General features: G+C 70.9%; 29 protein-coding genes. 12 read left to right on the forward strand and 17 right to left on the reverse strand.

Annotation, left to right across the window (positions count from 1 at the left end):
- The first annotated feature begins 1 nt into the window (after position 1).
- Positions 2–1,387 carry a sensor histidine kinase gene (locus D8Y23_RS10180; protein ID WP_128218030.1) on the forward strand — a complete coding sequence of 462 codons (1,386 nt, stop codon included), beginning with the start codon at positions 2–4 and terminating at the stop codon, positions 1,385–1,387.
- A gap of 15 nt (positions 1,388–1,402) precedes the next feature.
- Here D8Y23_RS10180 and D8Y23_RS10185 read toward each other — a convergent pair whose 3' ends face one another.
- Both D8Y23_RS10185 and D8Y23_RS10190 read right to left on the reverse strand, forming a co-directional pair.
- Positions 1,403–2,857 carry a glycoside hydrolase family 43 protein gene (locus D8Y23_RS10185; protein ID WP_128218031.1) on the reverse strand — a complete coding sequence of 485 codons (1,455 nt, stop codon included), beginning with the start codon at positions 2,855–2,857 and terminating at the stop codon, positions 1,403–1,405.
- 3 nt (positions 2,858–2,860) lie between these two features.
- Positions 2,861–3,937, reverse strand: coding sequence for a histidinol-phosphate transaminase (locus D8Y23_RS10190; protein ID WP_128218032.1), 1,077 nt, complete (start codon positions 3,935–3,937; stop codon positions 2,861–2,863).
- A 59-nt stretch (positions 3,938–3,996) separates the two neighbouring features.
- Between D8Y23_RS10190 and D8Y23_RS10195 the strand changes: the two genes are divergently transcribed.
- Genes D8Y23_RS10195 through purB form a run of 3 tightly spaced genes read left to right on the forward strand, consistent with a single transcriptional unit; the run spans position 3,997 to position 6,349 of the window.
- Entirely contained in the window at positions 3,997–4,401 is a 405-nt protein-coding gene (locus D8Y23_RS10195) for a phage holin family protein (protein ID WP_128218033.1), read from the forward strand.
- A gap of 34 nt (positions 4,402–4,435) precedes the next feature.
- Positions 4,436–4,942, forward strand: coding sequence for a low molecular weight protein-tyrosine-phosphatase (locus D8Y23_RS10200; RefSeq protein ID WP_128218034.1), 507 nt, complete (start codon positions 4,436–4,438; stop codon positions 4,940–4,942).
- 27 nt (positions 4,943–4,969) lie between these two features.
- Positions 4,970–6,349, forward strand: coding sequence for an adenylosuccinate lyase (gene purB / locus D8Y23_RS10205; RefSeq protein WP_128218035.1), 1,380 nt, complete (start codon positions 4,970–4,972; stop codon positions 6,347–6,349).
- Here purB and D8Y23_RS10210 read toward each other — a convergent pair.
- Positions 6,346–7,422 carry an N-acetylglucosamine-6-phosphate deacetylase gene (locus D8Y23_RS10210; RefSeq protein ID WP_164878202.1) on the reverse strand — a complete coding sequence of 359 codons (1,077 nt, stop codon included), beginning with the start codon at positions 7,420–7,422 and terminating at the stop codon, positions 6,346–6,348. The genes purB and D8Y23_RS10210 overlap by 4 nt on opposite strands.
- A gap of 73 nt (positions 7,423–7,495) precedes the next feature.
- Here D8Y23_RS10210 and D8Y23_RS10215 point away from each other — a divergent pair, with 73 nt between their 5' ends.
- Positions 7,496–8,536: a zinc-dependent alcohol dehydrogenase family protein gene (locus tag D8Y23_RS10215; protein ID WP_128218037.1), complete on the forward strand. Its 1,041-nt coding sequence runs from the start codon at positions 7,496–7,498 to the stop codon at positions 8,534–8,536.
- Between the two features lie 15 nt (positions 8,537–8,551).
- Here D8Y23_RS10215 and D8Y23_RS10220 read toward each other — a convergent pair whose 3' ends face one another.
- From D8Y23_RS10220 to D8Y23_RS10250, 7 genes are all read right to left on the reverse strand, one after another.
- Positions 8,552–8,890 (reverse strand): amino acid transporter, encoded by a 339-nt coding sequence (locus D8Y23_RS10220; protein ID WP_128218038.1) that lies wholly within the window; start codon positions 8,888–8,890, stop codon positions 8,552–8,554.
- Positions 8,887–9,516 (reverse strand): acyl-CoA synthetase, encoded by a 630-nt coding sequence (locus D8Y23_RS10225; protein ID WP_128218039.1) that lies wholly within the window; start codon positions 9,514–9,516, stop codon positions 8,887–8,889. Before D8Y23_RS10225 ends, D8Y23_RS10220 begins: the two co-directional genes overlap by 4 nt.
- Before the next feature lie 100 nt (positions 9,517–9,616).
- Entirely contained in the window at positions 9,617–10,099 is a 483-nt protein-coding gene (locus D8Y23_RS10230) for a hypothetical protein (RefSeq protein ID WP_128218040.1), read from the reverse strand.
- A gap of 10 nt (positions 10,100–10,109) precedes the next feature.
- Positions 10,110–11,129, reverse strand: a complete 1,020-nt coding sequence (locus D8Y23_RS10235; RefSeq protein ID WP_164878203.1) for a sporulation-delaying protein SdpB family protein — start codon at positions 11,127–11,129, stop codon at positions 10,110–10,112.
- A complete protein-coding gene (locus D8Y23_RS10240) occupies positions 11,126–11,707 on the reverse strand; it encodes an SdpA family antimicrobial peptide system protein (RefSeq protein ID WP_164878204.1) in 582 nt (193 codons plus the stop codon). Before D8Y23_RS10240 ends, D8Y23_RS10235 begins: the two co-directional genes overlap by 4 nt.
- A 14-nt stretch (positions 11,708–11,721) precedes the next feature.
- Complete coding sequence (locus D8Y23_RS10245; protein ID WP_128218043.1) at positions 11,722–12,369, reverse strand: hypothetical protein; 648 nt, start codon at positions 12,367–12,369, stop codon at positions 11,722–11,724.
- Between the two features lie 138 nt (positions 12,370–12,507).
- Positions 12,508–13,653: a sensor histidine kinase gene (locus tag D8Y23_RS10250; RefSeq protein WP_128218044.1), complete on the reverse strand. Its 1,146-nt coding sequence runs from the start codon at positions 13,651–13,653 to the stop codon at positions 12,508–12,510.
- Between the two features lie 238 nt (positions 13,654–13,891).
- Here D8Y23_RS10250 and D8Y23_RS10255 point away from each other — a divergent pair, with 238 nt between their 5' ends.
- Positions 13,892–14,551 (forward strand): response regulator transcription factor, encoded by a 660-nt coding sequence (locus D8Y23_RS10255; protein ID WP_164878205.1) that lies wholly within the window; start codon positions 13,892–13,894, stop codon positions 14,549–14,551.
- Between the two features lie 52 nt (positions 14,552–14,603).
- Here D8Y23_RS10255 and D8Y23_RS10260 read toward each other — a convergent pair whose 3' ends face one another.
- On the reverse strand, positions 14,604–16,724 hold the full coding sequence (locus D8Y23_RS10260; protein ID WP_128218045.1) for an MMPL family transporter: 2,121 nt from the start codon (positions 16,722–16,724) through the stop codon (positions 14,604–14,606).
- 82 nt (positions 16,725–16,806) lie between these two features.
- Here D8Y23_RS10260 and D8Y23_RS10265 point away from each other — a divergent pair, with 82 nt between their 5' ends.
- Positions 16,807–17,301, forward strand: coding sequence for a MarR family winged helix-turn-helix transcriptional regulator (locus D8Y23_RS10265; RefSeq protein ID WP_128218046.1), 495 nt, complete (start codon positions 16,807–16,809; stop codon positions 17,299–17,301).
- Positions 17,302–17,445: 144 nt separating this feature from the next.
- A complete protein-coding gene (locus tag D8Y23_RS10270) occupies positions 17,446–17,853 on the forward strand; it encodes an NUDIX hydrolase (RefSeq protein WP_128218047.1) in 408 nt (135 codons plus the stop codon).
- 24 nt (positions 17,854–17,877) lie between these two features.
- Here the strand turns inward: D8Y23_RS10270 and D8Y23_RS10275 are convergent, their stop codons facing one another.
- The 5 genes from D8Y23_RS10275 to D8Y23_RS10290 form a co-directional block, all read right to left on the reverse strand.
- Complete coding sequence (locus tag D8Y23_RS10275) at positions 17,878–19,365, reverse strand: SDR family oxidoreductase (protein WP_205797003.1); 1,488 nt, start codon at positions 19,363–19,365, stop codon at positions 17,878–17,880.
- A 50-nt stretch (positions 19,366–19,415) separates the two neighbouring features.
- Positions 19,416–19,814 (reverse strand): hypothetical protein, encoded by a 399-nt coding sequence (locus D8Y23_RS10280; protein WP_164878206.1) that lies wholly within the window; start codon positions 19,812–19,814, stop codon positions 19,416–19,418.
- Positions 19,815–19,822: 8 nt separating this feature from the next.
- Positions 19,823–20,452, reverse strand: coding sequence for a nucleotidyltransferase domain-containing protein (locus D8Y23_RS10285; protein ID WP_128218049.1), 630 nt, complete (start codon positions 20,450–20,452; stop codon positions 19,823–19,825).
- Positions 20,453–20,636: 184 nt separating this feature from the next.
- The gene (locus D8Y23_RS16815; RefSeq protein ID WP_164878207.1) at positions 20,637–20,795 is read right to left on the reverse strand and encodes a hypothetical protein; all 159 of its coding nucleotides are present in this window, start codon (positions 20,793–20,795) and stop codon (positions 20,637–20,639) included.
- Between the two features lie 108 nt (positions 20,796–20,903).
- Positions 20,904–22,049 carry an acyltransferase family protein gene (locus D8Y23_RS10290; protein ID WP_128218050.1) on the reverse strand — a complete coding sequence of 382 codons (1,146 nt, stop codon included), beginning with the start codon at positions 22,047–22,049 and terminating at the stop codon, positions 20,904–20,906.
- 221 nt (positions 22,050–22,270) lie between these two features.
- Here D8Y23_RS10290 and D8Y23_RS10295 point away from each other — a divergent pair, with 221 nt between their 5' ends.
- Positions 22,271–22,642, forward strand: a complete 372-nt coding sequence (locus D8Y23_RS10295) for a bleomycin resistance protein (protein ID WP_128218051.1) — start codon at positions 22,271–22,273, stop codon at positions 22,640–22,642.
- A gap of 107 nt (positions 22,643–22,749) precedes the next feature.
- On the opposite strand, the gene D8Y23_RS10300 is transcribed toward D8Y23_RS10295, so the two are convergent.
- On the reverse strand, positions 22,750–23,358 hold the full coding sequence (locus D8Y23_RS10300; protein ID WP_240663866.1) for a TetR/AcrR family transcriptional regulator: 609 nt from the start codon (positions 23,356–23,358) through the stop codon (positions 22,750–22,752).
- 106 nt (positions 23,359–23,464) lie between these two features.
- Between D8Y23_RS10300 and D8Y23_RS10305 the strand changes: the two genes are divergently transcribed.
- The 3 genes from D8Y23_RS10305 to D8Y23_RS10320 form a co-directional block, all read left to right on the forward strand.
- Entirely contained in the window at positions 23,465–24,301 is an 837-nt protein-coding gene (locus D8Y23_RS10305) for a sugar phosphate isomerase/epimerase family protein (protein ID WP_128218053.1), read from the forward strand.
- Entirely contained in the window at positions 24,298–25,425 is a 1,128-nt protein-coding gene (locus D8Y23_RS10310; protein ID WP_128218054.1) for a Gfo/Idh/MocA family protein, read from the forward strand. The genes D8Y23_RS10305 and D8Y23_RS10310 overlap by 4 nt, the downstream gene beginning before the upstream one ends.
- Before the next feature lie 573 nt (positions 25,426–25,998).
- Positions 25,999–26,621 (forward strand): DUF222 domain-containing protein (locus D8Y23_RS10320; protein ID WP_128218055.1); only part of this gene is annotated, 623 nt, incomplete at its 3' end.

Consider the following 26,621-nt stretch of genomic DNA (forward strand, 5'->3'; position numbering starts at 1 on the left):
CATGCGTTCGATCCGCGGCCGCCTGACCCTCAGTCTCTCGCTGGTCGTCGTCGTCATCGTGTTGGGCTTCGCCGCGATCGGGGCGGTCGCGGTGCCATCTATTCTGCTGAACCGCGACACCGACCGCCTGACCGCGGCCGGTGATCGCGTGCTTACGAGTCTGCGCCTCAGCGGCGGCGTCACGATCGACCTCGACGTGCTGCAGAACTTCGTCGCGAACGACATCGGCGTCGTCCTCCTCGCCGGAGACGAAGCCGTCGCGACATCGGGGCTTCCCGCGGAGGACGTCGCCGAGATCGTCGCCGAGGCGGGACCCGAAATCAGCCGCGCGTCCAGCCCTTACCTCACGGAACGAATCGACGTCGAGGGCCTGGGCCTCGCCTACGCCGACAACGGCAGGTCCTCGGAGGTCACGGCGGTCGTCCTGGGCATGCGGAGCGCGCCGAGGGACATCACGACCACGCTCGTCGTCACCGCCCTGGTGGTCGTCGCGCTCGCCACGACCTCGGCCCTCATCGCGGTCGCCGCCATCGTCGTCGGCCGCGGACTGCGGCCGCTGGCGGATATGGCCAACCGGGCCGAGCGGATCGCGGGGGGCGACCGCACGCTGCGCTTACCCGTCGACGAGTCGGGCGACCCCGCGATCGCCCGCATGGCGAACACGGTGAACACGGCCTTCGACGCGCAGGAAGACGCGGAGAATCGGGTCCGGGCATTCGTCGCCGACGCCTCGCACGAATTGCGGACCCCGCTGACGGCCGCGCACGGGTGGATCGAGCTCTACCTGCGCGGTGGTCTCCGCGACGAGAAGCAGCGGGATGCCGCCATGCTGAGGGTTGCGCGCCAGCTCCAGCGTCTCGGCGAACTCACCGACGAACTCGCCTTGCTCGCTCGCACCGACGCTGGGCGGCCTCTGTTGAGCGAGCAAGTCGACCTCGGAACAGTCGCCCGCGATGTTGTCGCAGACGCGCGCATCGTTCATCCCGCTCGTTCGATCGACATCGTCGTGACAGGGGAGCCGAAGGTGCTCGGCGACGGGGCACGTCTCGCGCAGGTCGTGCGGAACCTCGTGGGCAACGCCCTGCAGCACACCGACGGTGATGTCGAGGTGGATGTCGTCGCCGGCGATGCGCGCCACACCATCCGGGTCCGTGACTCGGGATCGGGCATCCCCAGCGAGGCGTTGCCTCACATCTTCGAACGATTCTGGCGAGGTGACTCCGCGCGCAGCGCGTCCGGCGGTTCCGGTCTCGGCCTCGCGATCGTTCAGGCCTTGGTCGAGGCCCATGACGGCACGATCCGGGTAACGAGCGTTACCGGCGAGGGAACCACCTTCGAGGTCTCGCTGGCCGCGCACACTCCTCAGCGAGAAGCCTCCGGCGCCTAGCTGCCTGCCGGGCGGTCAGTCCTCGCCGAGCGGCAGATAGCGCGCGCTCACGACCCGCGCCGGGGCCGATCCCCGCGCACTGAGGCCCAGCACGCGGCCGGTGAAGCCGCCCGCGACCTCGGTCGAGAGGTACCGGCCGTCGAGCGCCGCGATCCACCGCTCGCCGTCCGCGTCGATCAGGCCGAACCGGAGGTCGTCGGGGCCGTCGTGGGTGGCATCCACCGCTTCGACGACGAGCGTCACGACGTCGCCGGCCGCAGGACCGGAACCCACGGATGCCTCGAGCGGACCGATGCGCGCCCGCACCTCGGCCGCGCCGGACCCGAGGGAGATCTCGCACCAGTGCCGCTCGTCGAGCCGGACCCGGAGGGACACGGCTGCCGAGGCGTCGACGCGCGCCTCGAAACGCCAGCGCAGGTCGCGGACGCGCACCGCGACCTCGTGCGAACCCAGCGCCAGACCGCCGTCGGGATGCGGGCCGGGGAGCGCCCCCTGGGGCGACACCCACCGCGGGTGCAGCCGCGCGGAGGAGAAGTCGTCGATGAACGCCGTGTCGGCGCGGTCCGGCAGCACGTCGTCGGTGTGCACCACGGGCCAGTCGTCGACCCACGCGATGCGGCCGAGGAACGTCTCGCGGCCCACGACGTGGAACCCGGGCGTGAAGCCGCGCGGCCGGACGCCGAGGTACACCATCGCCCACGAGCCGTCGGAGCGTTCGACGAGGTCGGCGTGCCCGGTGTTCTGCACGGGGAAACCGGTGCTGCGGCGGCTGAAGACCGGGTTCGCGGGTGCGGCTTCGAACGGACCGTCGATCGCGCGCGACCGGGCGACGCACACGGCGTGTCCGCGTTCGGTGCCGCCCTCCGCGGTGAGCAGGTACCACCACGGGCCGCGGCGATACAGGTGCGGCCCCTCGGGATGCGCGAGGCCCGAGCCCCGCCAGACCACGCGCGGGTCCTCCAGACGGATGCCGCGATCGAGGTCCACGCGCGCCTGCGCGATCACGGGCAGCGAACCGCCCTCGGGCCGCAGCGCCTCATCGAGCGCGCAGTACGTCAGGAAGCAGGTGCCGTCGTCGTCCCACGCGAGATCCGGGTCGATACCGCCGAGGCCGGGGAACACGATCGGATCCGACCACGGCCCCGCCGGGTCGGTCGCCGTCACGATGAACTGCTCGCCCCCGCGCTCGACGTTCGTGCCGACGACGAAGAACGTGCCGTCGCGGTGGCGGATCGTGGGCGCGTAGATCCCGCGGCTCGCCGCCGACACCCCGGCCGGGAACTGCGTCTCGCGCGTCAGGACATTGCCGAGCTGCGTCCACGTCAGCAGGTCGCGGCTGTGCCAGATCGGGATGCCGGGGGCGTACTCGAACGACGAGTTGACGAGGTAGTAGTCCTCGCCCACGCGGCACACCGAGGGGTCGGGGAAGAACCCCGGGAGCACGGGGGTCGTGGCGGCATCCCGAACCATGGCTCAGCGCGGAGCGACGGAGGCGGCGACCTCGACGATGCGGTCGAGGGACTCCTCCTCCCCCACCGAGATCCGGATGCCATCGCCCGCGAAGGGGCGCACGATGAGGCCGGCCTCCTCGAACGCCGCCGCGACCTCGAGGGCACGATCCCCCGCGGGGAGCCACACGAAGTTGCCCTGCGCGTCGGGGACGTCCCAGCCGGTCTCGCGCAGGCGGGCCACCAGGGCGTCGCGCCGCGCGGCGAGGACGGCGACGCGGTGCAGCAGCTCGCTCTCGGCATCCAGGCTCGCCAGCGCCGCCTCTTCCGCCGCCGCCGTGACCGCGAGCGGGATCGCGGTGCTGCGGGCGGCGTCGAGCACGCGCGTGTGACCGATGGCGTAGCCGACGCGGAGGCCCGCGAGGCCGTAGGCCTTCGAGAACGTGCGGAGCATCACCACGTTCGGCCGCGCGAGCAGGGCGCGGACACGGTGACCCTCGACGGCGTTCGGATCGGTCACGAACTCGGCGTACGCCTCGTCGAGGACGATGAGGACGTCGGCGGGGACGGCCTCGACGAAGGCCGTGAAGTCGTCGAAGCCGACGGTCGGACCCGTCGGGTTGTTCGGGCTGCACACGATGACGACGCGGGTGCGGTCGGTGACGGCGGCCGCCATCGCGGGGAGGTCGTGGCGGGCATCGGCCGTCAACGGCACCTGCACGCTGGTCGCCCCCGTCACGGCCACGAGAGACGGGTACGCCTCGAACGAGCGCCACGCGTACACGACCTCGTCCCCCGGCCCGGCCGCGGCCAGCAGCAGCTGCGCGAGCAGCGAGACGCTCCCGGCGCCGATATGGATGTCGTCCGCCGACACCCCGTAGCGCGCGCCGAGTCTCTCGCGCAACCGCGCGGCCGTGGCATCCGGGTATCGGTTGACGCCCGTCGACGCGCGAATCGCATCGAGCACACCGGGGAGCGGGTCGAACGGGTTCTCGTTGCTCGACAGCTTGAACGCGTCCGGGCTCGCCTGTCGCCCCTGGCGGTAGGCCGGCAGGGCGGCGATCTCGGGACGGATACGGGGGAGGACCGGCTCTTCGCTCACGGGTCGAGCCTAACGAGCGCGCCCGTGCACGTGTCGGACCCTCGTGCCACGATGGGGGCATGCGCTTCGTCGTCCGCGTGGCCGTCAACGCCTTCGCCATCTGGATCGTCACCCTGCTCCCGGCCCTGCAGGTGACGCTCATCCCCTTCGCGCCCGGCGAAGGACTGCAGGTGGCGCTCACGCTGCTGCTGGTCGGGCTCATCTTCGCCCTGGTCAACACCATCGTCGGCACGATCGTCAAGATCGTCGCCATCCCGCTCTACATCCTGACCCTCGGGCTCATCTCGCTCGTCATCAACGGCTTCCTGCTGTGGCTGACCGCCGTGATCACCGCGAACTGGGACTGGGGGCTGCGCACCGGCGAGTTCTGGCTCACCGTGGTCGCGGCGCTCGTGATCGGCGTCATCAACGCGATCCTCGGCGGCATCCTGCGCCCGCGGAAGGACGAACGCTCACGCCGCTGATGCGCTCAGGGCGCGTCCCCGCCATGATGGAGGGATGACCGCGAGTGCCGACGCGCCCTTCCGCGTCGTCTTCGTCTGCAGCGGCAACATCTGCCGGTCGCCGATGGCCGACGTGGTGTTCCGGCGCATGGCCGACCAGGCGGGCCTCGGCTCGCGCGTCGTGTCGACCTCGGCGGGCACGGGCGACTGGCACGTCGGCGAACGCGCCGACCACCGCACGCTCGCAGCCCTCGAGCGGCTCGGGTACGACGGCGCCGCACATCGCGCGCGACAGTTCACGTTCGCGGACTTCGCGCACAACGACCTCGTCGTCGCCCTCGACCGCAGCCATGAGCGCGTGCTGCGCGGCTGGGCCCGGCACGAAGACGACGCCGACAAGATCGCCCTGTTGCTGTCGTTCGTTCCGGATGCCGAGACCCTCGACGTCCCCGACCCCTACTACGCCGGCCCCCCGATGTTCGACGAGGTGCTCGGTATGATCGAACGCGCCAGCCGCGCCCTGTTCCGGCAGCTCGAGCCCGCCATCCGTTCCGCGGGCTGACCCTTTCGCGCGACCCCCGGGAGACCCGTGTCCGCTCTGCCCCCGCAGCCCCTCAGCCCGCTCGACGGACGCTACTTCGCCACCGTCGCGGAGCTCGGCGACTACCTGTCGGAGGCGGGTCTGAACCGCGCCCGCGTCGAGGTCGAGGTCGAGTGGCTCCTCGCCCTGACCGACCGCTCGCTGTTCGGCACCTCCCCCGTCTCGGACGCCGACCGCGCGCGCCTGCGCGCGCTGTACGAGGAGTTCGGCGCCGACGAGATCGCCTGGCTCAAGGAGAAGGAGGCGGTCACCCGCCACGACGTGAAGGCCGTCGAGTACCTCGTGCGCGACCGTCTCGACAGCCTCGGTCTCACGGCCCTCGCCGAGCTCACGCACTTCGCCTGCACGAGCGAGGACATCAACTCCACGGCCTACGCCCTCACAGTGCAGCGCGCGGTCGAGCGCGTGTGGCTGCCGAAGCTCCGCGCGGTCACCGCCGCGCTCGCCGAGCTGGCGGTCGAGCATCGGGATGCCGCGATGCTCTCCCGCACCCACGGCCAGCCCGCCACTCCCACCACGATGGGCAAGGAGATCGGCGTCTTCGCGTGGCGCCTCGAGCGCGTCATCCGGCAGCTGGATGCCGGTGAGTACCTCGCGAAGTTCTCCGGTGCGACCGGAACCTGGTCGGCGCACGTCGCCGCCGAGCCCGACGTCGACTGGCCCGAGCTCACCCGCGCGTTCATCGAGTCGCTGGGCCTCGGCTTCAACCCGGTCACGACGCAGATCGAGTCGCACGACTGGCAGGTCGAGCTTTACGACCGCGCGCGTCACGCGGGCGGCATCCTCCACAACCTCGCCACGGACATCTGGACGTACATCTCGCTCGGCTACTTCACGCAGATCCCGATCGCGGGTGCCACGGGATCCTCGACGATGCCGCACAAGATCAACCCGATCCGGTTCGAGAACGCCGAGGCGAACCTCGAGATCGCCGGGGGGCTCTTCGCGACCCTGGTATCCACCCTCGTCACGAGCCGCATGCAGCGCGACCTCACCGACTCGACGACGCAGCGCAACATCGGTGTCGCCTTCGGCCACTCGCTGCTCGCGCTCGACAACCTCCAGCGCGGCCTCACCGAGATCTCGCTCGCGGAGGACGTGCTACTGGCGGATCTCGACAGCAACTGGGAGGTGCTCGCGGAGGCGATTCAGACCGTCGTCCGCGCCGAGATCGCCGCGGGCCGTTCGCAGATCACCGACCCGTACGCGCTGCTGAAGGACCTCACGCGCGGACGCCGTGTCGGAGGCCCCGAACTCGCCGAGTTCGTCCGCGGGCTCGACATCGGGGATGCCGCGAAGGAGCGCCTGCTCGCCCTGACCCCGGCCACGTACGCGGGCCTGGCGTCGCGCGTCGTCGACGCGCTCTAACGCAGCCACCGCCCCGCGCGGAGGACGCGGCGCTCGCCGACGTCGGTCCACGCGACGACATCGGCGGGCGCGCCCGGCGTCAGCGGAATCGGGAGCCCGAGCAGGCGCGACGCCGTGATTGAGGACACGGCTGCCAGCTCGTCCGTCGTCGGGGCGAAGAGCGCGGCGAAGCGGTCGACGGCGTCGCCGAGCGTCTCGGTGCTCCCCGCGAGCGCGCCGTCCGCCGCGGACCGGGCGATCCCGTCGGCGACCTCGACCACGGAGCCGGCGACCTCGTACCGCCCATCCACGCACCCGGTCGCCGACATGGCATCCGACACGAAAGCGAGACGACCGGGAGCGAGTCTGCGAACCAGGTCGATGACCTCGTCGGCGACGTGCTGCCCGTCCACGATCAGTTCCAGGGTCACCCGCTCGTCGGTGAGGGCGACCGCGATCGCCCCCGGATCACGGTGATGCAACGGACGCATGCCGTTGAAGGCATGCGTGACGAGGCGCACGCCGGCATCGATCGCCGCGCGCATCTCGTCCGCGCTCGCGTCGGTATGGCCCGCAGCCGCGACCGCACCGGCGTCGACGATGTCGGCGATGACGTCCCTGGCTCCAGGGAGCTCGGGGGCGAGCGTGACGACCCGCACCGCGCCCTCCCCCGCGTCGAGGAGGGCGCGCACCTCACCGCGGTCGGGCAGACGCAGGAGGTCGGGCGCGTGCACGCCGCGACGCCGCGGAGACAGGTACGGTCCCTCGAGATGGATGCCGGCGAGCACGCCCTCCGCCACGAGCCCGCGCAGCCGAACGATCGCGGCGCGCATCTCGTCGAGCGGTGCCGTCGCGACCGAGGCGACGAGACCGGTCACGCCCCGGTCGAGGTGGAACTCCGCTGCACGACGAGCCTCGTCGATGGTGCACGTCCCGAAGTCGAACCCCCGGGCGCCGTGACAGTGGAGGTCGACGAATCCGGGAACCGCTCGGGCCACCCTCACGACCTCGCCCGCCCCGTCGTCGGCGACGACCAGGGCATCTCCAACCGCGATCCGACGGGCATCGGCCGCGTCGATGACGAAACGCTCCATGTCGCCTCCTCGGGTCGGGGCGAGTCTAGGGCGCGGCCCCGCGGCCCGGCCTCGACCCCGGAGAATGGATGCCGTGCGCGCGATGATCATGAACGCCCTGGCCGCTCCCCTCGAGGTGCGGGAGGTGCCCGCGCCGACGGCTCCGGACCGCGGTGTGGTGGTCGAGGTGCACGCGACGGGACTGTGCAAGAGCGACTGGCACGCGTGGATCGGACACGACGACATCGCCCTCCCGCACGTCCCGGGGCATGAGTTCGCCGGCGTGATCGTCGAGGTCGGTCCGGGCGTCGAGAACTGGACCGTCGGCGCACGCGTCACCGTGCCGTTCGTCATGGGCTGCGGCGAATGCGCCTGGTGCCGGAGCGGCAACGCCCAGGTCTGCCCGCGCCAGGAGCAGCCCGGCTTCACGCAGTGGGGTTCGTTCGCGGAGCGCGTCGTCGTGCGGGCGGCCGACACCAACCTCGTCACCATCCCCGACGAGGTCTCGTTCGAGGCGGCGGCGGCCCTCGGTTGCCGCTTCGCCACGGCCTTCCGCACCCTGACCGGCCGCGCGCGCGTGCGTGCCGGCGAGTGGGTCACGGTCGTCGGGGCCGGGGGCGTGGGGTTGAGCGCCGTCATGATCGGTGCCGCCCTGGGCGCCCGCGTGATCGCCGTCGACCGGACACCCGCCGCGCTCGAGGTGGCCCGACGTCTCGGCGCGGAGCACACGATCCTCGCCGACGGCACCGACGTCCCGGCACCCGTCACCGCTGTCACCGACGGCGGAAGCCATGTGTCGATCGACGCCGTGGGCAGCGCGCAGACCGCGCGCGACGCCGTGCTGAGCCTCCGCCGGCGCGGCCGCCACGTGCAGGTGGGGCTGCTGCCCACCGCGGACGGTCAGACGCCGATGCCGATGGCACGCGTGATCGCGTGGGAGCTCGATCTGTTCGGCAGCCACGGCATGGCGGCCGCGGACTACCCCGAGATGCTCGACCTCATCGCGCGCGGGGTGTTGCGCCCGCAGGAGTTGGTGCAGCGCGTCGTGGGGCTCGGTGAGGCCGCGGACCTGCTCCCGCGCATGGACACCGCTGCCCCGGCGGGCATGACGATGATCGACCCGCGCCGGGCCTGAGCCCGCCCGCGGAGATCAGGTCCGAGGGGTCTCGGGGCCGTCCTTCGGGTCGGAGGCCGCGGTCTGCTCGTCCTCCCGGGGCACGAGCAGCGGCCGATCGACCTGCTTCGAGACCTGCGCGGGGTCGACCGCGAGAAGCAGCAGCGCGACGCTGACGAGCACCACGATGAACGTGACCCCGGCCGCGATCGCCCCGATGACGATCGCCCGCTGGATCTCCTCGGCGGGACGGGCCTGGAACGCCCCCATCGACACGAGCGTCACGACCCCCGCGAACAGCGCGGCGATGAAGGCGAGCCCGAGCAGCTGGACGGGCTTCATGAGATCGCGGCGGGTGGGCTTGTGATCGGTCATGATGCGGCCTCCTGGGCGGGTACGGCCGGAACCGGCTCCGGGCGGCGGGGCGAGAAGCCCGCGATCGCCAGGTATACGGCGACGATCGCCGCGTAGCCGCCGAAGATGCCGACGGCGATGATGATCCCGGTGAGCGTGAACGTGCCCGCGCCCTCGATGGCGTAGTCGTACGAGAAATCCATGGGGGTGAAGAGGAACGCCGCCGCGAGGATCAGCGTGAGGACTCCGACGACGAGGCCGTCGCGGGCCTCCGGCCGGCCCGCGCGACGGTCGCGCACGGCGCCCAGGATCTCGATCGCCCCCGAGATCACGGCCCACACGATGATGAGGACGAAGAAGAACGTCGTCGTCCGCCACGTGCCGACGCCGGCGGCCAGACCGGCGATTCCGGTGACGACCGCCAGCAGGATCGGCACCGCCCGCTGCCCGCGCGGGTACACGAGCCAGGCCGAGAGCGCGAAGACGAGGGCGGTCGAGAGCGCGAACCCGCTGAAGACGCTGCCACCGACCGCTGCCGAGTGGTCCGACGAGAACGTGACCATCACGGCGGCCAGGGCGGCGAAGAGCGCGCGCGCCAACTGGACGTGGCGCACATCGAAGGAGCGCACAGAAGAAGGAGTGGTCACGGAGGGTCCCGGTGAGACGGTGTCGATGGCATCCAGTCTATTCCCCGGCGGCTGGGCGCCCTCCGTGTGCGCCGACGTCGAGATATCGGAGCAGCTCAGCTCATCCGGCGAAGATGACGCCCGTACCGACGGGCGCCGCCTGCTGCAACGCCCGGACGGCGGCCTCCGTCTCGTCGCCGAGACCGAGGAGGTACCGCCGTCCGTCGGTCGTGGTGAACCGCACGGTCCGCGTCTCGCCGGCGCTGAGCAGGATTCCGTGCCGACGCTGGCTTCCCTTGATCCCCCAGCCGCCGAAGTCCTCGAAGGGGCGGACCTCCTCGACATCCACGCGCGCGAGGTTCTCCCACCGCAGGCGCCGTCCCCAGAACGGGACGAGAGAGAAGGAGACCCCCCTCTCACCCGCGCGCAGAAGGACCCCGGAGAAGAACGTGATCACGACGAGGAGCACCACGGCGAGGAGCGCGACGATCGCACCCGCCGCTGTGTCGACGTTGAGCACGCCGACGAGGAGGATGATGGCCGGGCCGACGAAGAGGATCGCTCGGAGCGGAGCGGTGAAGGGGCGACGAGCCAGAGTTCGCACGGGAGTCCTTTCACGGGGAGGGGACGGGGCGACGTTCGTCGAACGACGACAGAGCCTCGTCCGCGGGAACGACGATCTCGGCTGCCGTCGGACGCGACGGTCTCACGAGATACAGCAGAAGTGCCGCGAGCATCGTCGTTGAGAACGACCACAGTCCGAAGCACACCGCGATGCCCAGGTGGAAGAGCGCGCCCGCGACGAGCATGACCGCACGATAGCGCGGACCCGCGACGAGGGCGAAAGCCAGAAGGAGCTCGGTCAGAAGCGATCCGTACGCCAGGACGGCGCCGCCGGCGGCCGATCCGACGACTCCGAGCATCAGCGTGCGCAGCGGTTCGGCGGGAGCGAATGTGGGGTCCTGGAACCAGTACCAGAGGACCGTTCCGTTTGCCCACTCCTCCACCGCGAACTTCCCCACGGCGGCGTGGAAGTAGATGACGCAGACCTGGACCGCGCACAGCGCCAGCGCCGTATAGGCGATGACCTTGGCCACCGGTCGACGCGACGGATACCCGCGATCGAGCTGCCAGTGGTGTCGGCGACGATCCATCAACAGAATCGGCACGAGGAGGAGCGTCAGCACCGCAGACACCTGATCGCCCCCGTCGGGGATGGGACTCGACATGTTGAAGCTCCACGCGACCCACCAGTGGGGCACAGCCGTCACCGCCGGCAGGTAGCCGCTGATCACGGCGGCCAGCAGAACCACCGCGACCGCGACGGCCACCCCGGCGGCGTCCCCCCTCCAGACGCAGAAGAGCGAGATCGCGGAGAGCACCCGGTCGCACGTGACCCCGTCGGGGTAGGTCACGCTCCGGAAGAACAGCTGACCGTTCGGGGTGAAGAGGATCGTGAGGAGAGTCGCCAGCGCAAGGAGCGAGCGGGCGGCGCCGAGCACGGGCGTAAACGGGCTCACCTCACGAATATCGCGGTCCGCGCGTCGAAGGGCATCGGGGATCGACCGCCAGGGACCCCGCAGGGCGAGATCGATCGCGCCGCGGGTGCGGGCGGCGTAGGTCGAGATGTTCACGGAATCTCCTCGCAGTCGACGGTGAGACGGAGGGACTGCCCGGCCGTCCGTTCGACGTACTCGCGGTATGCCCACGGCACCGGTTCCCGCCGCACGAGACCGACCTCGCCGCACAGCCGGAGATCGTGCCCGACGGATGCGACGGGGCGAGGAGCTGTGTCCGACAGGCATTCCGCATCGTCATGGCGGCCGGGGCAGTCGCGCCACCAGGACTCGTCGACCTCGGCGAGCGCTGTCTGCATATCGAACTCCGTCAGGCGGGACTCCCGGTTCAGACCGAATGCCCACCGCAGCTGCGCATTCGGTCCGCGATCTGCCGAGACCCACTCGTCACCGTCCCAGCGGTACGCCGTCGGAACAGGGCCGCGGGGCGACTTGGTGAAGAACGCCCATCCCTGCGGCGCAATGGCCTGCGCTGCGCGGACCTGCGACTGAACGGTGGTGGGCAGCAGTTCGCCGACGGGCAGCCACGCGAGGGCGCAGCCCACGAGCAGGACCGACACCAGGGCGGTGACGCCGAGAAGATGGGCCACGCCCGTCCGGTCGGCCTGCTCTCGGCCCTGCGTCGTGTGCGTCATGCGATCCGGTTCCCTCAGTTCGCGGCGACGGCGCGCGTCACATCGACGGCGAACTGCTCGCGCATCAACTGCGACTTCTCCGAGGTCGGTGCGACGCTGTTGCCGCACCAGGCCCATGCTCCGCACCACAGCGCCGCAGCGACAACGACCGCCGCGGCACCCGTCACCACCACGGTGTTGTGGACGGCCGCGGCCGCGTAGGCCCAGCAGACGACCGCGACACCGCACGGCGAAAGCGCCTGCACCTGGTCGGGATCGGCGGCGGCGACATCGGTTGCCGCCACCTGCGCAGCGGCGTACTCGTCGAGGACATCGCCGATCGTGGCGAACGCTTCCTCCGTCAGCGTCGGATCGCCCGCCCGGATCTGATCCAACGCCGTCCCGAGTTCCGGCGAAGTGGCGATGAGCTCACCCGTGACCGCCTGGGCTGATCGCTCGTACTCCGCGGCAGCCTCGGCGGCATCCTGCTCGCCGACCGGCCGGACATCGGCGGTGGTCCCGATGCGATCCGCGAAGTCTCCTACACCGAACACGAGGCCCAGGACGATTTGCTCGTCGGTGAGCTCTTCCGGGGCCGAAGCTGTCGCGGCGGGCGGCGCGATGACCGCCGTCAACACGAGGGCCGCTGTCGCGACCCAGGCCGCGATTCTCTTCTTCTTCATTCCGTCTCCCTGCGTCTTCGTCCAGGCGAGCGGTTCCGCCCGCACGCCGACGCTAGGCCCGGGGTGGCAACCGTCGGCATGCCCGTCCGGCCAGGTCGCCTCGACGTGCGACCAAGGTTCGCCGGACGGTAGGGAGAGTCAGGAGAGGGGGACCCGCGCGCGGACCACCCACTGATCGCCGACCTGTCCGGCATCCAGCTCCCCGCCGACTTCCCGGACGAGACCGGCCATGCGGCCGACTCCCGTCCCGGTCGAGGGCAGGTCCTCGCGACGAACGTCGGGGAGGACGTTGCGCACGATCAACTCCGCACGATCGTCATCGGCGCGAACCGTCAGCGCCACTGTTCCGACCCCCGAGTGCTTCAACACGTTCGTCACGCACTCACGGAGTATTCGCGCGAAGACGACGCCGACGCGGCGAGGTGCACGAGGCAGCAGCGCGGCGTCGACGTCGACGCGGTAGCCGGCGGCGGCAAGGGTCTCGGCAGCCTCACGAACGGCAGCGGCGGGATCGGGCGAGAAGCCGGGCGTGGGCAGTGTGTCGTCCGCGGCGATCTCGATGAGATACCGCAGGTCACCGAGCGCGTTGCGCGCCGTGACGCCGATCGTCGTCTGTGCCGTTCGACGCACGGCGTCGTCCTCGTCGTCGAGGAGCTGCGCGTGCAGGGCGATGACCGTCAGGTCGTGTGCGATCCCGTCGTGCAGATCACCGGCGAGGCGGCGGCGTTCGAGGGCGGCAGCCTCGCGCTCCCGTTCCCGGGAGTGGAGGAGTTGCGCATCGAGGTGCTCACCCCGAGCTTGAGCAAGACGGAGCAGCAGACCGATACCACCCAGCACCACCGCGACGACGACGAATCCGACCACCATCGCCACGCCGGACGAGGCTTCGTTCGCGACCGCGACGGCGGCCACGACAAAGGCGGCGGCGTACCCGACGACCAGCGCCCACCCGCCCAGACGCACGACGCAGAGGGCGGCGATGGCGAACGCGAGAAGGGTCTGTTGAGGCAGTCCCGCCGGAAACGACAGCACGAGCGCTGCGCCGAGCGAGGCGGTACCGGCGACGACCGACCACAGGTACAGGGCGAAGAGAGCTGTCACGACGAGTTCGAACAGGGCCCCGGCCTCGGCGCCGTCGGCGGCAGTGACCATGGAAACGACGCCCAGCGCGAGGCCGGCCAGGAGCAGGACGACGAAGGCGATGCGCTCCACGGGCGTCAGGGCCGAGGCCGCCGGCCACCGCGGACGCGTCCACAGGACGCGTGATTCCCGACCTGTCGTCACTGTCCCATTGTGACGCGCGTGCCCCCGTGGCACCCGAAACCCGGGGGCACGCGTCAGGAACAGAGGCCGAGCAAGCGGCAGAGGGAATCCCAGATCCCGAACGGCATCACCATACGATCGCCTCCTGTTCCTCTTCGTGCCCCACATCGATGCTGCCGACGGTGATGCCCGTGGACAGTGGACGATCGGCCACGTCGTTGGCCGAAAGTCCAGGCCGTTCGCTGGGTAGGCTCCCGGCATGGCCGAGATCCGGGTGCTGCTCGTCGACGACGACCCGCTGGTACGGGCAGCCCTGTCGCACTTCCTCGGTCGCGAGCCGGACACCGTCGTCGTGGCCGAGGCGGAGGACGGGCGAGACGCCCTCGACCAGGTCGGACGTCACAGGCCGGACGTGGTGGTGATGGACGTCCGAATGCCGCGGATGGACGGAATCGATGCGACGGCTCAGATCGCGGAGCGCTGGCCGGACGTGCGCGTCCTCGCCGTGACGACCTTCGACACGGTCGACACCGTCCTCCCGATGCTGCACGCGGGCGCATCGGGGTACCTCCTGAAAGACTCTCCCGCGGGCGAGATCGTCGAGGGAGTACGCCGCGTGCACGAGGGCACGACCTCGCTCTCCCCGCGGATCGCCAGCATGCTGATCGAGCATGTCCGCGAGCGCGACCATCGAGCGCCGCGTGCTGCTCGTTCCCTCGAGCCGCTGACCGATCGGGAGAGCGACGTCCTGCGGTGCCTCGCGCGAGGCATGTCCAACGCCGAGATCGCGGCCGAGCTGCTCGTCTCCGAGGGCTCGGTGAAGGCCTATCTCGGACGCATCATGACCAAGTGGGGGGTGCGAGACCGAGTGCAGATCATCGTCGCGGCAGCTCGGGCGGGTCTCATCGCCTTCCAGTGACGCAGGGCTCCGGGCCGGGAGGTATCTGGGGGCGTCCCCCGGCCCGGAGGTCTTACGAGACCGGCTCGCGCTTTCGGCGCTGAGCGGGCGCCGGCGGGATCTCGGGCTCGGCGGCGGCCTCGGCATCCGTCACCGCGGGGCGACGCGGCCACCAGAACTTGTCCCCTGCGATGAACGCCATCGCCGGCACGATGACCGTACGCACGAGCAGCGTGTCGATCAGCACACCGATGCAGACGATGACGCCGATCTGGGTGAGCGTGATGAGCGGAAGCACGCCCAGGACGGCGAACACCGCCGCGAGCAGGATGCCGGCGCTCGTGATGACCGCGCCGGTGGCGGCGAGCGCGCGGATCATGCCCTTGGTCGTGCCGAGCGTGCGGGTCTCCTCCTGCGCGCGCGTCACGAGGAAGATGCTGTAGTCGACCCCCAGGGCCACCAGGAACAGGAAGCTGAACAGCAGGACGTTCGTGTCGATCGCCGGGAAGCCGAACAGGGGCGTCTGGAACAGCCACCATGCGGCACCCACGGCCGAGAAGAAGCTCGCGACGACCGCGATGAGCAGTAGCACGGGGGCGAGCAGGGCCCGCAGCAAGATCACGAGCACGATGAACACGAGCACGAGGATCAGCGGGATGATCAGGGCCTGATCGCGTTCCTGCGCGCCGGCGACGTCGAGGGCGCGAGCGTCGAGACCGCCGACGAGCGTCTGACCCGAACCGATGTCGTCCACGTCGGCCCGCAGGCGTTCGATCGCGGCGAAGGCCTCGGGGGTCTCGGCGGAGGCGTTCAAGGTCACGTCGATGCGGGTCCAGTCGGTCGTCTCCTCGACGACGCGGGCGGAGTCCACCCCGTCGATGTTCTCGATCGCCTCCGCAACCTCAGCGGCGTCGGCCACGGGCGCCATGACGGTCGCGGGTGACGTCGCCCCCGCGGAGAACGCCTCGGCGAGCACCTCTTGCCCCTTCACCGCGTCGGGCGTCTGCAGGAATCGGTCGTTCTGCGACAGGCCGGTCTGCACGAAGAACATCCCGCTCGCGAGGGCGCCGAGGGCGACGGCACCCGCGATCGCGACGACGACGGGGCGGTGCGAGACGGCACGACCGAGCTTTCCCCACGGGCTGCGAGCGATCGCGTCGGGGGAACCGAACCGCGGGATGTAGGGCCAGAAGAGCCACCGACCGAAGAGCACGAGGGCCGCCGGCAGCACCAGCAGGGCGAAGGCCATGGCGACGACGACACCCACCGCGCACGCGAGTCCGAGTGCCCGGTTGCCCGACAGCTCGCCGAACAGAAGGGTCGCCAGCGCCAGGGCGACGGTCGAGCCGCTGGCGATGATGGCCGGTCCGGCGCCCCGCACCGCGCGCCGCATGGCTTCTCGCCGGTCCTCGGCGAGGCGCAGCTCGTCGCGGTAGCGCGCGATCAGGAGGAGGGCGTAGTTCGTTCCCGCACCGAAGACGAGCACGGACAGGATGCCGGTGACCGAGGCATCCAATTCCACTCCGGCGAGCGCGGCGACGCGACGGGCCACGATGCCGGCGGACGCGTCGGCCGTGCCGATCACGACGAGGGGGACGAGCCACAGCCAGGGACTGCGGTAGGTGATGAGCAGGAGCACGGCGACGACGATGACCGTCGTGAGCAGCAGCGAGAAGTCGGCACCGTCGAAGACGGCCGCGATGTCGACCTCGAATCCCTCGGGCCCGGTGAGGTACGTGCGGACGCCGTCGAGGCCGTCGGCCGCGAGGGTGCGGATCTCCGCGGCGCGCTCGCTCTGGGCCTCGACGTCTTCCTCGGGGGTGAGGGGCAGGACGAGGAGTGCGACGGTGCCGTCCTCCGACACCTGCGGCGGAGGGATGAAGCCGTCGGGGGTCAGGTCGACGAGGTCGCCGAAGGCCTTCTGCTGGATGGCGGCGACGGTGTCGGCGGGCAGCGCCTCGCCGTCGTCGGAGGCGTACACGAGGAGGGCGGAGGTCGTGTCGGCATCCGGGAACGTGTCGAGGATCCGGTCGACCTGCACGGACTCGGCCGAGTCGGGCAGCCCGGAACCGGGAGCCGTTTCGGACGACGCCCCCGACCCGAGGACGAAGAGAGCGGCGACGCCGGCGAACGCGACGACGAGCACGATCCACGATGTGCGGGCCGAGGTGAGGAAGCGCAGGAAGCCGTTCATCGCCGTCTTTCGCTCGAATATGAAGTATCTCGAAAATCGAGATACGAGAAAGGTACTGCAAACCGCACGTAGGATGCCACTCATGGAAGCGACGGATTCTTCCACTCCCCCCGCCGGCCCCGCCGTCCCACCCGTGCGACCGGCGACGGCGCTGGTGCGCGCGCTCTTCGCAGCCGGTGCCGAGTTCGAGAAGTCGCTGCAGCACGAACTCTCCGTGAACCCCACCGGCCTCGATGCCATGGGGCACCTGGTGATGTCGGGACCCCTGTCCCCCGGGGAGCTGTCTCGGCGCCTCGACCTCACGACCGCGGCGACGACCGCCGCCATCGATCGCCTCGTCGCCCTCGGGCATGTCACCCGGGCGCCCCACCCCACCGACCGCCGGAGCCTCCTCGTCGTACCGACCGAGGCGTCCGTGCAGCGCGCGATGAGCCGTCTCGCACCGATGATCGCGGGCGTGGATTCCGTGCTCGATGACTTCGACGACGAGGAGCAGGCCGTGATCACGCGGTACCTCGAGCGGGTGATCGCCTCGTACGGGGTGCCGGAGGACGACGGCACCGCGCGGCCCCGGTAGGCCCACCGCTCCGGCGGAGCCCGCGCCCGGCTCGAGTGTCCACGACACGCGGATCGCGCCGCGCGGCATCCGCGTGTCCTGGACAGCGAACGGTGGGGGGCGGCACGACACGGGCGGGAAACGCACCGGTGCTACCGTGCGGGGGTGATCCCGGATGCCACGACCCCGCGCCTCATCCACGTCTCGGCCGCGGTCATCACCGACGACGACGGGCGGCTCCTGCTCGTCCGCAAGGCCGGGACCACCGCGTTCATGCAGCCCGGCGGCAAACCGGAACCGGGCGAGACCCCGGCCGAGACCCTCGCGCGCGAGCTCGCCGAGGAGGTCGGGCTACGCGTCGACCCCGATGCCCTCGAGCCGCTCGGTTCCTTCACCGCGACCGCGGCCAACGAACCCGGCTTCGCGGTGGTCGCCGACGTGTTCCGCGTCGACATCGGCGACCAGCGGCCGATCCCGGATGCCGAGATCGCCGAGCTCCGCTGGGTCACCGCCGCCACGGCATCCGGTCTGGAGATCGCCCCGCTCGCGCGGGAGTACTTCCTACCGGCGTGACCCGGCGCCCCGCGCCGCGTCAGATCACCACGAGCTCTTGCGGTAGTCCTTCAGGAAGATGCCGAAGAGGTCTTCGCCGGCCTCGCCGCGCACGATCGGGTCGTACACGCGGGCGGCGCCGTCGACGAGGTCGAGCGGGGCGTGGAAGCCCTCCTCGGCGAGGCGCACCTTGGTGAAATGCGGGCGCTCGTCGGTGATCCAGCCGGTGTCGACGGCGGTCATCAGGATGCCGTCGGACTCGAACATCTCGCGGGCGCTCGTGCGCGTGAGCATGTTCAGCGCGGCCTTGGCCATGTTCGTGTGCGGGTGACCGGGACCCTTGTATCCGCGCCCGAAGACGCCCTCCATCGCCGAGACGTTGACGATGTACTTCCGCCGCGCCGTCGACGCCGCCATCGCGGGACGCAGCCGGCTCACGAGCAGGAACGGCGCGGTCATGTTGGCCAGCTGCACCTCGAGCATCTCGAGGGGCTCGACCTGGTCGACGTGCTGCGTCCAGCTGTTGATGCGGTCCTCGTCGGGGATCAGCCCGCCGGCGTCGATCGCGGTCCCCGTCATGAGGCGCTCGAGCGACGACGACCCCGCGGCCATCGCCTCGGCGGTGAGCTCCTCGGCCGTCCGCGCGGCCGACGCCAGGATCGGGTGCGCCGACACCGACTGGGCCAGGGCGAGCGGGTGGGCGTCGTTGGTGTGGCCGAAGGTGACCAGCTCGGGCAGCGGTCCGTCGGGGAGCGGTGCGAGTTCGGCATCCACCAGGGGTTTGTACGCACCCGGCGAGCGCCTCACGGTCTGCGCGGCATTGTTGATCAGAATGTCGAGCGGACCGTCGGATGCCACCGACTCGGCGAGTCCGATGACCTGGGCGGGGTCGCGCAGGTCGATGCCGACGATCTTGAGGCGGTGCAGCCAGTCCGCGCTGTCGGGGAGCGACGAGAACCGCCGCACCGCGTCGCGCGGGAAGCGGGTCGTGATCGTGGTGTGCGCGCCGTCGCGGAGCAGCCGCAGCGCGATGTACATGCCGATCTTCGCGCGGCCGCCGGTGAGCAGCGCGCGCTTGCCGGTGAGGTCGGCGCGCGCGTCGCGCTTGGCGTGGCTCATCGCCGCGCAGTCGGGGCACAGCTGGTGGTAGAACGCGTCGACCAGCGTGTACAGCTCTTTGCAGATGTAGCAGTTGCGGGCCTTGAGCAGCTCGCCGGCGTACGGCGTCTCGACGCGGGTCGCGAGGGGGATGCCGCGCGTCTCGTCGTCGATGCGGTCGGCGGCACCGGTCGCGGTGGCCGCGACCACGGCCTTGTCGGCGTCGGCGATACGCTGCCGCTTCTCTCTGCGGGATTGCCGCTTGACGTCCTTGTACAGCTTCCCGGTCTGGCGGCGGAGCGCGATGTAGGCCGGATCTTCGGGGTCGAGGGCAGACGCGGCGTCGAGCACGCGCAGCGCGATCTCGAGCTCGTGGGGATCGATGGATGCCACGCGGCCGGCCTCGCGATCGGGTGTCGGGAGTGTTTCGGGCACGGAAGAGTGTACCGAGGCGCGGCTGGGAGGCCGCACGGCCCGGGCGCTCGTCAGGAACGCAGGATGGTCGTCGCCGCCTCGAACAGGCGCCGCGCGTGCAGGACCAACCGTTCCGCATCAGAGTGGGTCGGGAGCCGATCTCCGTAGGACTGCGTGGATTTCGCCGCGACGAGGACTTCCAGGTGCTTGGCGACCGCCGACGCGGAAGCCTCCCGGAGTGCCGTCACGGCGTCGCGATGGGAGTCCGCGGCGATCTTGTAGCCGAGGACGTGCCCGCAGATCGCGTCGCTCGCCGCGATCCCCGCGCTGACCGCGACCTCCGCCGCGTGCTTCCACTCGTGCGGGCTGTTTCCGGCGAGTTGCAGCTCCGCCGAGTCGAGACGCGTGTGGGCGTCCTTCATCCGGATGCCGACCGCCGTGGCATCCATCGGGTGTCGGCGCGAGCTCATCCGAGGGCTCATGCCGCTCCCCACGTGTCGGGCTGTGGCCCGAAGAGAGGGACGCCGTCACGGAGCACGTTCGCGAGGAACACGTCGCCGTCGGCCGTCCCCGCGAGGAACTCGCTGCGATCCATGGCGTTGATCTGCGCGGCGTTGCCAGTGAGCTCCTCGATCCGCTCGGCGAGTGCGAGGAGCAGCTCCGCGCGCGCGTCGACGTCGAACCGGTCGGGGAAGACCACGAGCACGTCGACGTCTGACTCGGAGGTCGACGTCCGTCGCGCGACCGAGCCGTAGAGGGTCGCGGTGACGCGCGAGTCGGCCGGGACCTCCTCGGGTATCTCGTCGACGAAGAACAGACGAATCTTGTCGATCGCGTCATTGCGAGCGTTCAGCCCACGCTCGACCGCCGTCCAGAGGACGTGCGCACGATTCGGGCGATAGATGAGCGCCGGGGGCCGCGATTCGACACGCACGAGACCCGTCCGCGCGAGACGCGTGAGGGCCCGGTGCACGCCAGAGGTCGACCCGACTCCCGCGACCGCGTGCACCTGCCGGCCGGACATCCCGGCATCCGTCCGATTGAGAACCCGGAGCACCGCCGCCTCCACCGGAGGCATGATGCCCTCGAGAGGCTCGGACAGGTTCATGTCTCAATTTTGACACGTTTGTCCGCATTTAGGGACGTTTGTCCACGTTTGGGGACAATCGTCGGCGAAGGGGGGCGATCTTCTCCTCCGGGGTCAGACGTCCCGTGAGGGGAATCGTCCCCGCGGATCGCCCCACCGTGGCTGAACGCGGGACGCTTCGGTCAAACGCCGGTGGCGAGCGTCCTCACCGGGCGGGTTTGCCGTTGTCGACCCAGCGCGTGTGCGACTTCAGCGCGTGCGTCACGGCCAGCCGCACCGCGAGGTAGATCGCCCCCATCGCGACCGCGAGGCCCACGGCCCAGACCAGAAGAAGGATGATCGCGTGCAGTCCCCCGATTGCCATCACGCGACTCTAGCCGCGACCCCGCGCACCCACCACCCCTGTTCCCGCGACAGGCGATTCCACCGGCACAGGACGGATCTGCGGCATCGCGAAAAACACGCGCCGCGCTCAGCGCGCCGTCACGCCTCGGCGGTCGGGGTCGAACCGCAGCAGCACGCGCTGCAGGCGGACCTCGACGCCGCGGTGCAGCAGCCACGCGAGCCCGAGCGAGATCGCGAAGGCGAGCGCTGCGAGCGCGAGCGCGCGGGGCCAGTGCAGCTCCGGATGCCCGTCCGGCCACGCCGAGGACACCGAGGCGATGACGAGCAGGTGCACGAGGTAGAACGCGAATGACAGCCGGCCGAGCTCCTGCCACAGGGGCTGGGCGAGGAACGTCGACGAACGGTGCGCGTCCGCCGAGGCGAGCGACGCGACCAGCAGCGCGAAGCCCCCGACCGTGATCGCAAGGCCCGGGTGGATCTCCGTGCCGGGCAGCGTCGGCGCTTCGGACAGCGCGTACCCGAGCACCGCGAGGGGCACGGCGAACCGCAACGGCGCGGGACGCCACGCGGTCTGCTTCATCAGCAGCGCGAGCACGACGCCGAGCACGAACTCGGGCAGGCGAAGGAGAGGGGTGGATGCCGCCGACATCGGCACGGGCGAGGCCGTCGCGATCGCGGGGGCCAGGGCGACGAGCACGAGCGCGGCCGCGGCGACCGCCCAGAGTACGCGCGCCGAGCGGCCGGCGACGAGGCGGATCACGAGGGGGAAGGTCAGGTAGAAGAACGCCTCGCACACAAGCGACCAGCTCGCGGGGTTGCCGGCCTGCCACCAGTCGGGGATCCAGCCATTGAGGAGCAGCAGGTTCGCCGCCACCGGCGCGGCGCCGTCGGAGCGGATCTCGGGCACGAGCGTGGCCGCCGCGACGAGCGCGAGGCCGACACCGGCGACGTGCAGCGGGTAGATGCGCGCGGCGCGATGGAGCCAGAACGATCGGGCGCTCTGCGCGGGCTTGTATCCCCACGCCAGGACGAACCCCGACAGGATGAAGAACAGCGTCACGCCGGTCTTCCCGGCCTCGAACAGGAAGCCCCACACGGTGCCGGCCTGCCCGCCGATGTACTGCACGGCCATGATGTGGTGGCCGAAGATGAGCATCGCCGTCGCCCAGCGGAGCCCCGTGAGCGAGGGCAGGTGGCGGGCCGCCCTCGGGGGCGGGGAGGCCACGGGAGAGGCGTCGATCCGGGGAGCGGTGGTCGTGCTGCTGATGATCATCGCCTCCCGGAACGCTCACGTCGGCGACACGAGCGCCACGCGGACCCGGGAACGTTACCGTTCCGTGATCAAGAGAATCCTGAGAGCGGCCAGGGGTTGACGCGCACCGAGAGGATGTGGCATCGACCCCCCGGTTCAGGCGGCGCTTGTCCTTCCCGACCCCCGCATCGACCGGACGGGCGACCCGAGTCGACGGAGTTCCGCGGGGCTACGATTCGGACATGTCCGATCACGCGGTTCCGAATCTGCCGTCCCGCGACTTCGACGCGACGATCGCCTTCTACGGGGCCTTCGGGTTCGAGGTCGCTCATCACGACGAGGCGTGGCTGATCCTCCGGCGAGGAGAGCTGCAGCTGGAGTTCTTCCCCTTCCCCGAACTCGTCCCCGAGGAGAGCTCCTTCCTGTGCAGTCTCCGCGTCGATGATGTCGATGAGCTGTACGGGCGGATCGCCTCGGCGGGAGTCGTCGAGACGACGTCCGGCCACCCCCGACTCCACCCCGTTCGTCGGCAGCCGTGGGGACAGCGCGCGGGATTCCTCATCGACCCCGATGGGACGCAGCTGAACCTGATCGAGAACGCCGCCCCGGTCTGATCGGGCACGCGGCACGGGCTTCGCCATCCCTGCGCCACCCCACACCCACAAAAAATGGGACACGGATGCCAGCACCTGCCGCAGCGCCGGCTGTGCCGGCGCGGCCCTCAGCTGCCGCGCGGAGGCTGCAGCAGCATCCCGAACGTGCGGAGGGTGTCGCTGAGGCCGACCGACTCGTCGAGCAGCCACTGGATCTGCAGACCGTCGGACGCCGCGATGAGCAGCGCCGCGAGATGATCGGCGGGCACGTCGTCGCGGATGCGCCCCTCGGCCTGCTGCGCGCGGAACGTCTCGCCCAACTCGGCGCGCAGGCGCTCGAAGCGCGACGTGAAGTAGTCCTTGCCGACGCCGCTGTCGGCCTCGAGCGCGGCGGCGACGAGCGTGGAGTAGAGCTGCACGAAGCCGGGGACCTCCACGTTTGCGGTCGCCGCGCCGATCATCCCCTCGACGCCGGGCTCCGCGGGATGGGCGGCCTCGACCTCGGCCTGCTTCGCGGCGGCGTGGTCGTACACCGCCACGAGGAGCTGTTCGCGCGAGTCGAAGTAGTGCAGGAGCGCGGCGTGCGAGACGCCGATCGACTCGGCGATCCGGCGTAAGGACGTGCCGTCCGCACCGCGGCGACGGAACACCTCGATCGCGCGGTCGAGGATCTCCTGCCGCCGTTCGACGCCGCGGCGCCGCTGCCCCGCGCGGCCGATCGTCGCGTCCTCGCTCATCCGCCCACCTTCTCGCATCCGTTGGGGCTAGCGTAACCTCCACATGGAGGTTAGAGTGGCGGCACGGCCGCACGGCCCCTCCGACGACGACGTTCAGAAGGACTCCATGACCACTCCCGCCGCCCTCCCCGAAGCCTCGGTGCAGCTGTACACGCTGGCATCCGAGTTCTCGGCCGATATGTCGGGCTCGCTCGACAAGCTCGCCGCCCTCGGCCTCCGCAACGTCGAGGCGTTCGCGTTCGTCGACCGTCCCGCCGAGATCCGGGCGGCCCTGGATGCCAGTGGCCTGTCCTCCCCCACCGGCCACGCCCCGCTGCTCAGCGATGAGCTGTGGACCCCCGACGGCTCGATCCCCACGCCCGCGCCCGAGGTGGTGTTCGAGGCGGCCGCGACGATCGGCATGCAGACCGTGATCGACCCGTTCGTCTCGCCCGACCGCTGGCTCACGGAAGACGGCGTCGCCGACATCGCCGAGCGTCTGAACCGCGCCGCCGACGTCGCCGCGACCTTCGGCCTGACCGTGGGCTACCACAACCACGCGCAGGAGTTCGTGGCCGACTTCGCCGGTCAGACCGCCTACGACCGGTTCGTGTCGCTCACCGACGAGCGCGTGCAGCTCGAGCTCGACCTGTTCTGGGCGCTCACCGGCGGCCAGGACGTTCCCGCGCTCGTCGCGAAGCTCGGCGACCGCCTCACCGCCGTGCACGTGAAGGACGGCGTCGTTCCGGCCTCCAACCCCTGGGCTCCAGGCGCGGGCGAGATGTCGTCCGCGACCCTCGACCAGCGTCACGCCGGCACCGCCGACGTCCCGCTCGCCGAGGCTCTGCGCGCGGGCAGCGGCATCCGCTACGCCGTGATCGAGTACGACCGCGCCCCCGGCGACGTGTTCGCGGACGTCGCCGCGAGCCTGGCGTTCCTCAAGGACGGCGGGTTCGTCGCATGACCCGGCCGCTCGGAGTCGGCGTCATCGGCGCCGGCGTCATCAGCCAGACGTACCTCGAGAACCTCACGTCATTCCCCGACGTCAACGTCATCGCCGTCGGCGACCTGCTGCCCGACCGCGCCCGCGCGAAGGCCGACGAGCACGGCGTCGCTGTTGCCGGCACGCCCGACGACGTGCTGGCGAACCCCGACGTCGACCTGGTCGTGAACCTCACGATCCCGCAGGTGCACGTCGCGGTGTCGTCGGCCGCCGTGGCCGCGGGTAAGCACGTGTGGACCGAGAAGCCGATCGGTCTCGACCGCGACGCGACGCGCGCCCTCCTCGCGCAGGCGGATGCCGCGGGCGTGCGCATCGGCTCGGCGCCCGACACCCTGCTCGGACCCGCCTTCCAGACGGCCAAGCGCGCGATTCAGGGCGGCGTGATCGGCGAGCCGCTGTTCGTGCAGTCCTCGTTCCAGACGCAGGGCCCCGACCTCTGGCATCCGGATCCCGCGTTCCTCTTCGCCCGCGGCGCCGGACCCCTGCTCGACATGGGGCCGTACTACTTCTCGGCGCTCGTGAGCCTGCTCGGGCCGATCGCGGCCGTGACCGCGCGCGGTTCGCGTCCGCGTCTCGAGCGCACGATCCACACCGGCCCCCGCGCCGGCGAGACGTTCCCGGTCGAGGTGCCCTCGACCGTGCAGGTGCTCACGTCGTTCGCCGCGGGGCAGCACGGCACGCACCTGCTGAGCTTCGACTCCGCGCTCGAACGCCACGGCGTCGTCGAGATCCACGGGTCCGAGGGCACCATCGTGCTGGCCGACCCGAACCGCTTCGAGGGGCGCATCGCCTACGTGAAGCCGCTCGGCGTCTTCCGCGACGGCATGAAGACCGAACAGGAGTGGATCGAGATCCCGAACGAGGGCGTCGTCGTGGGCCGTGGCCTGGGCGTGCTCGACATGGCCCGCTCGATCGCCGCCGACCGCCCGCACATCGCGACGGGCGAGCTCGGCTTCCACGTGCTCGACGTCATGCTGTCGGCCGAGGAATCCGCGGCCTCCGGCGAGACCTTGCGGATCGGCAGCACCGTGGCGCCCGTGCCGCTGCTCGACGAGGGCTTCGACCCCTTCGCCCGGACGCTGTAACCGGTACGCGCTCTCCCGCCCCGTGGTGTCGTGTGGATGCCACGGGGCGGCGGCGTGTTCGGGGCGGGCTGGTGGCGGGCTGGGTGCCGGGGGGTCGTGGGAGGGCTGAGGTACTTGCGAGGGCGGGGCAGACGGGTGGATGCCGCTGCGCCGGGCGGGCGGAGGAGATTCGGCGCGCGGAGGGCCATGAGCCCGGCATCCCCCGAATCCCCTTCCGCCGTTGGTCAGGCCCGTTCTGGCAGAGCCTTGGTTTCGAGCCGGCCGATCGCGACGAGCTTGCCGCAGCGCTGGCGGACACGCAGAAGGTGCGGCTGTTCCAGCGGACCGGGCAGCTGAGCCGCGAGGTCGCGTGGTCGCGCGAACTCGGAGGCCGCACCCGGGCGTGACCGCAACTGTGCACCACAGAAACTTCACCCGCGGCGCCTACGGCTGCGGAAACCGCAGGTAGGTGGCGCTTTGCCTGAGGCTGCAGTCGGCGGCACTCCTCCTCCTCATGGGGCGGTGCGTTGGATCTGTCCCCATTCGGGCGGGTGGGGCGAGTCCGATGTCGGACCCCCTCGCTAGCATGCATACATGACCTTTGATCCGCGTTCGACACCACCCGATGACGGGGCTTCTACCCTGTCGTCGGTGCTGATCGAGGTTCGTGGAGTGGATGCCGAATTGGCCTCCGCCGAAGCGCGGCGGGTGCGGGCGTTGGCTCGCGCGGGACACCTCGCCCTGGACTCTTCCGCCGGTGTGCGGGCGTCGTCACGGGCGGCGGAGATGGCGGTACGGGAGGTGGCGTCCGAGATCGCGGCCGCCTCGCACCTGTCCGATCGGAGCGTGCAGGCGCAAATCGGGCGGGCGATGACCCTCGCCGACGATTTCCCAGTCACGCTCGACGCATGGGAAGCGGGGGTTCTGTCCCGCCTGCACGTGCAGGTGATCATGGATGCCGGCATCTCCCTGCCGCAGGATCGTCGCCACGAATTCGATGTCCTCGCCGTCGCCACCGCCGACGGGCTCAGCCCCGGACGGTTGAAGACCCGTCTTCTGGCGTTGGCGGAGTCGCTGCAGCCCACGACCCTAACCGAGCGGCACCACCGCGGCCGCCAAACTCGGTGCGTGCGGGTGGTGCCGGGGGAGGACGGGATGTCCGACCTGATCGCTACGCTCCCCACGGTGCTGGCGGTGGGGATCTACGACCGGCTCGT

It is taken from the genome of Microbacterium enclense, from assembly GCF_004022425.1.
Taxonomy (GTDB): Bacteria; Actinomycetota; Actinomycetes; order Actinomycetales; family Microbacteriaceae; genus Microbacterium; species Microbacterium enclense_A.

Coding starts and splice junctions, on each gene's coding strand:
- D8Y23_RS10180 (WP_128218030.1), top strand. CDS start 2: ATGCGTTCGATCCGCGGCCGCCTGACCCTCAGTCTCTCGCTGGTCGTC.
- D8Y23_RS10185 (WP_128218031.1), bottom strand. CDS start 2,857: ATGGTTCGGGATGCCGCCACGACCCCCGTGCTCCCGGGGTTCTTCCCC.
- D8Y23_RS10195 (WP_128218033.1), top strand. CDS start 3,997: ATGCGCTTCGTCGTCCGCGTGGCCGTCAACGCCTTCGCCATCTGGATC.
- D8Y23_RS10200 (WP_128218034.1), top strand. CDS start 4,436: ATGACCGCGAGTGCCGACGCGCCCTTCCGCGTCGTCTTCGTCTGCAGC.
- D8Y23_RS10210 (WP_164878202.1), bottom strand. CDS start 7,422: ATGGAGCGTTTCGTCATCGACGCGGCCGATGCCCGTCGGATCGCGGTT.
- D8Y23_RS10220 (WP_128218038.1), bottom strand. CDS start 8,890: ATGACCGATCACAAGCCCACCCGCCGCGATCTCATGAAGCCCGTCCAG.
- D8Y23_RS10240 (WP_164878204.1), bottom strand. CDS start 11,707: ATGACGCACACGACGCAGGGCCGAGAGCAGGCCGACCGGACGGGCGTG.
- D8Y23_RS10245 (WP_128218043.1), bottom strand. CDS start 12,369: ATGAAGAAGAAGAGAATCGCGGCCTGGGTCGCGACAGCGGCCCTCGTG.
- D8Y23_RS10255 (WP_164878205.1), top strand. CDS start 13,892: ATGGCCGAGATCCGGGTGCTGCTCGTCGACGACGACCCGCTGGTACGG.
- D8Y23_RS10260 (WP_128218045.1), bottom strand. CDS start 16,724: ATGAACGGCTTCCTGCGCTTCCTCACCTCGGCCCGCACATCGTGGATC.
- D8Y23_RS10265 (WP_128218046.1), top strand. CDS start 16,807: ATGGAAGCGACGGATTCTTCCACTCCCCCCGCCGGCCCCGCCGTCCCA.
- D8Y23_RS10280 (WP_164878206.1), bottom strand. CDS start 19,814: ATGAGCTCGCGCCGACACCCGATGGATGCCACGGCGGTCGGCATCCGG.
- D8Y23_RS10285 (WP_128218049.1), bottom strand. CDS start 20,452: ATGAACCTGTCCGAGCCTCTCGAGGGCATCATGCCTCCGGTGGAGGCG.
- D8Y23_RS16815 (WP_164878207.1), bottom strand. CDS start 20,795: ATGGCAATCGGGGGACTGCACGCGATCATCCTTCTTCTGGTCTGGGCC.
- D8Y23_RS10290 (WP_128218050.1), bottom strand. CDS start 22,049: ATGATCATCAGCAGCACGACCACCGCTCCCCGGATCGACGCCTCTCCC.
- D8Y23_RS10295 (WP_128218051.1), top strand. CDS start 22,271: ATGTCCGATCACGCGGTTCCGAATCTGCCGTCCCGCGACTTCGACGCG.
- D8Y23_RS10300 (WP_240663866.1), bottom strand. CDS start 23,358: ATGAGCGAGGACGCGACGATCGGCCGCGCGGGGCAGCGGCGCCGCGGC.
- D8Y23_RS10305 (WP_128218053.1), top strand. CDS start 23,465: ATGACCACTCCCGCCGCCCTCCCCGAAGCCTCGGTGCAGCTGTACACG.
- D8Y23_RS10310 (WP_128218054.1), top strand. CDS start 24,298: ATGACCCGGCCGCTCGGAGTCGGCGTCATCGGCGCCGGCGTCATCAGC.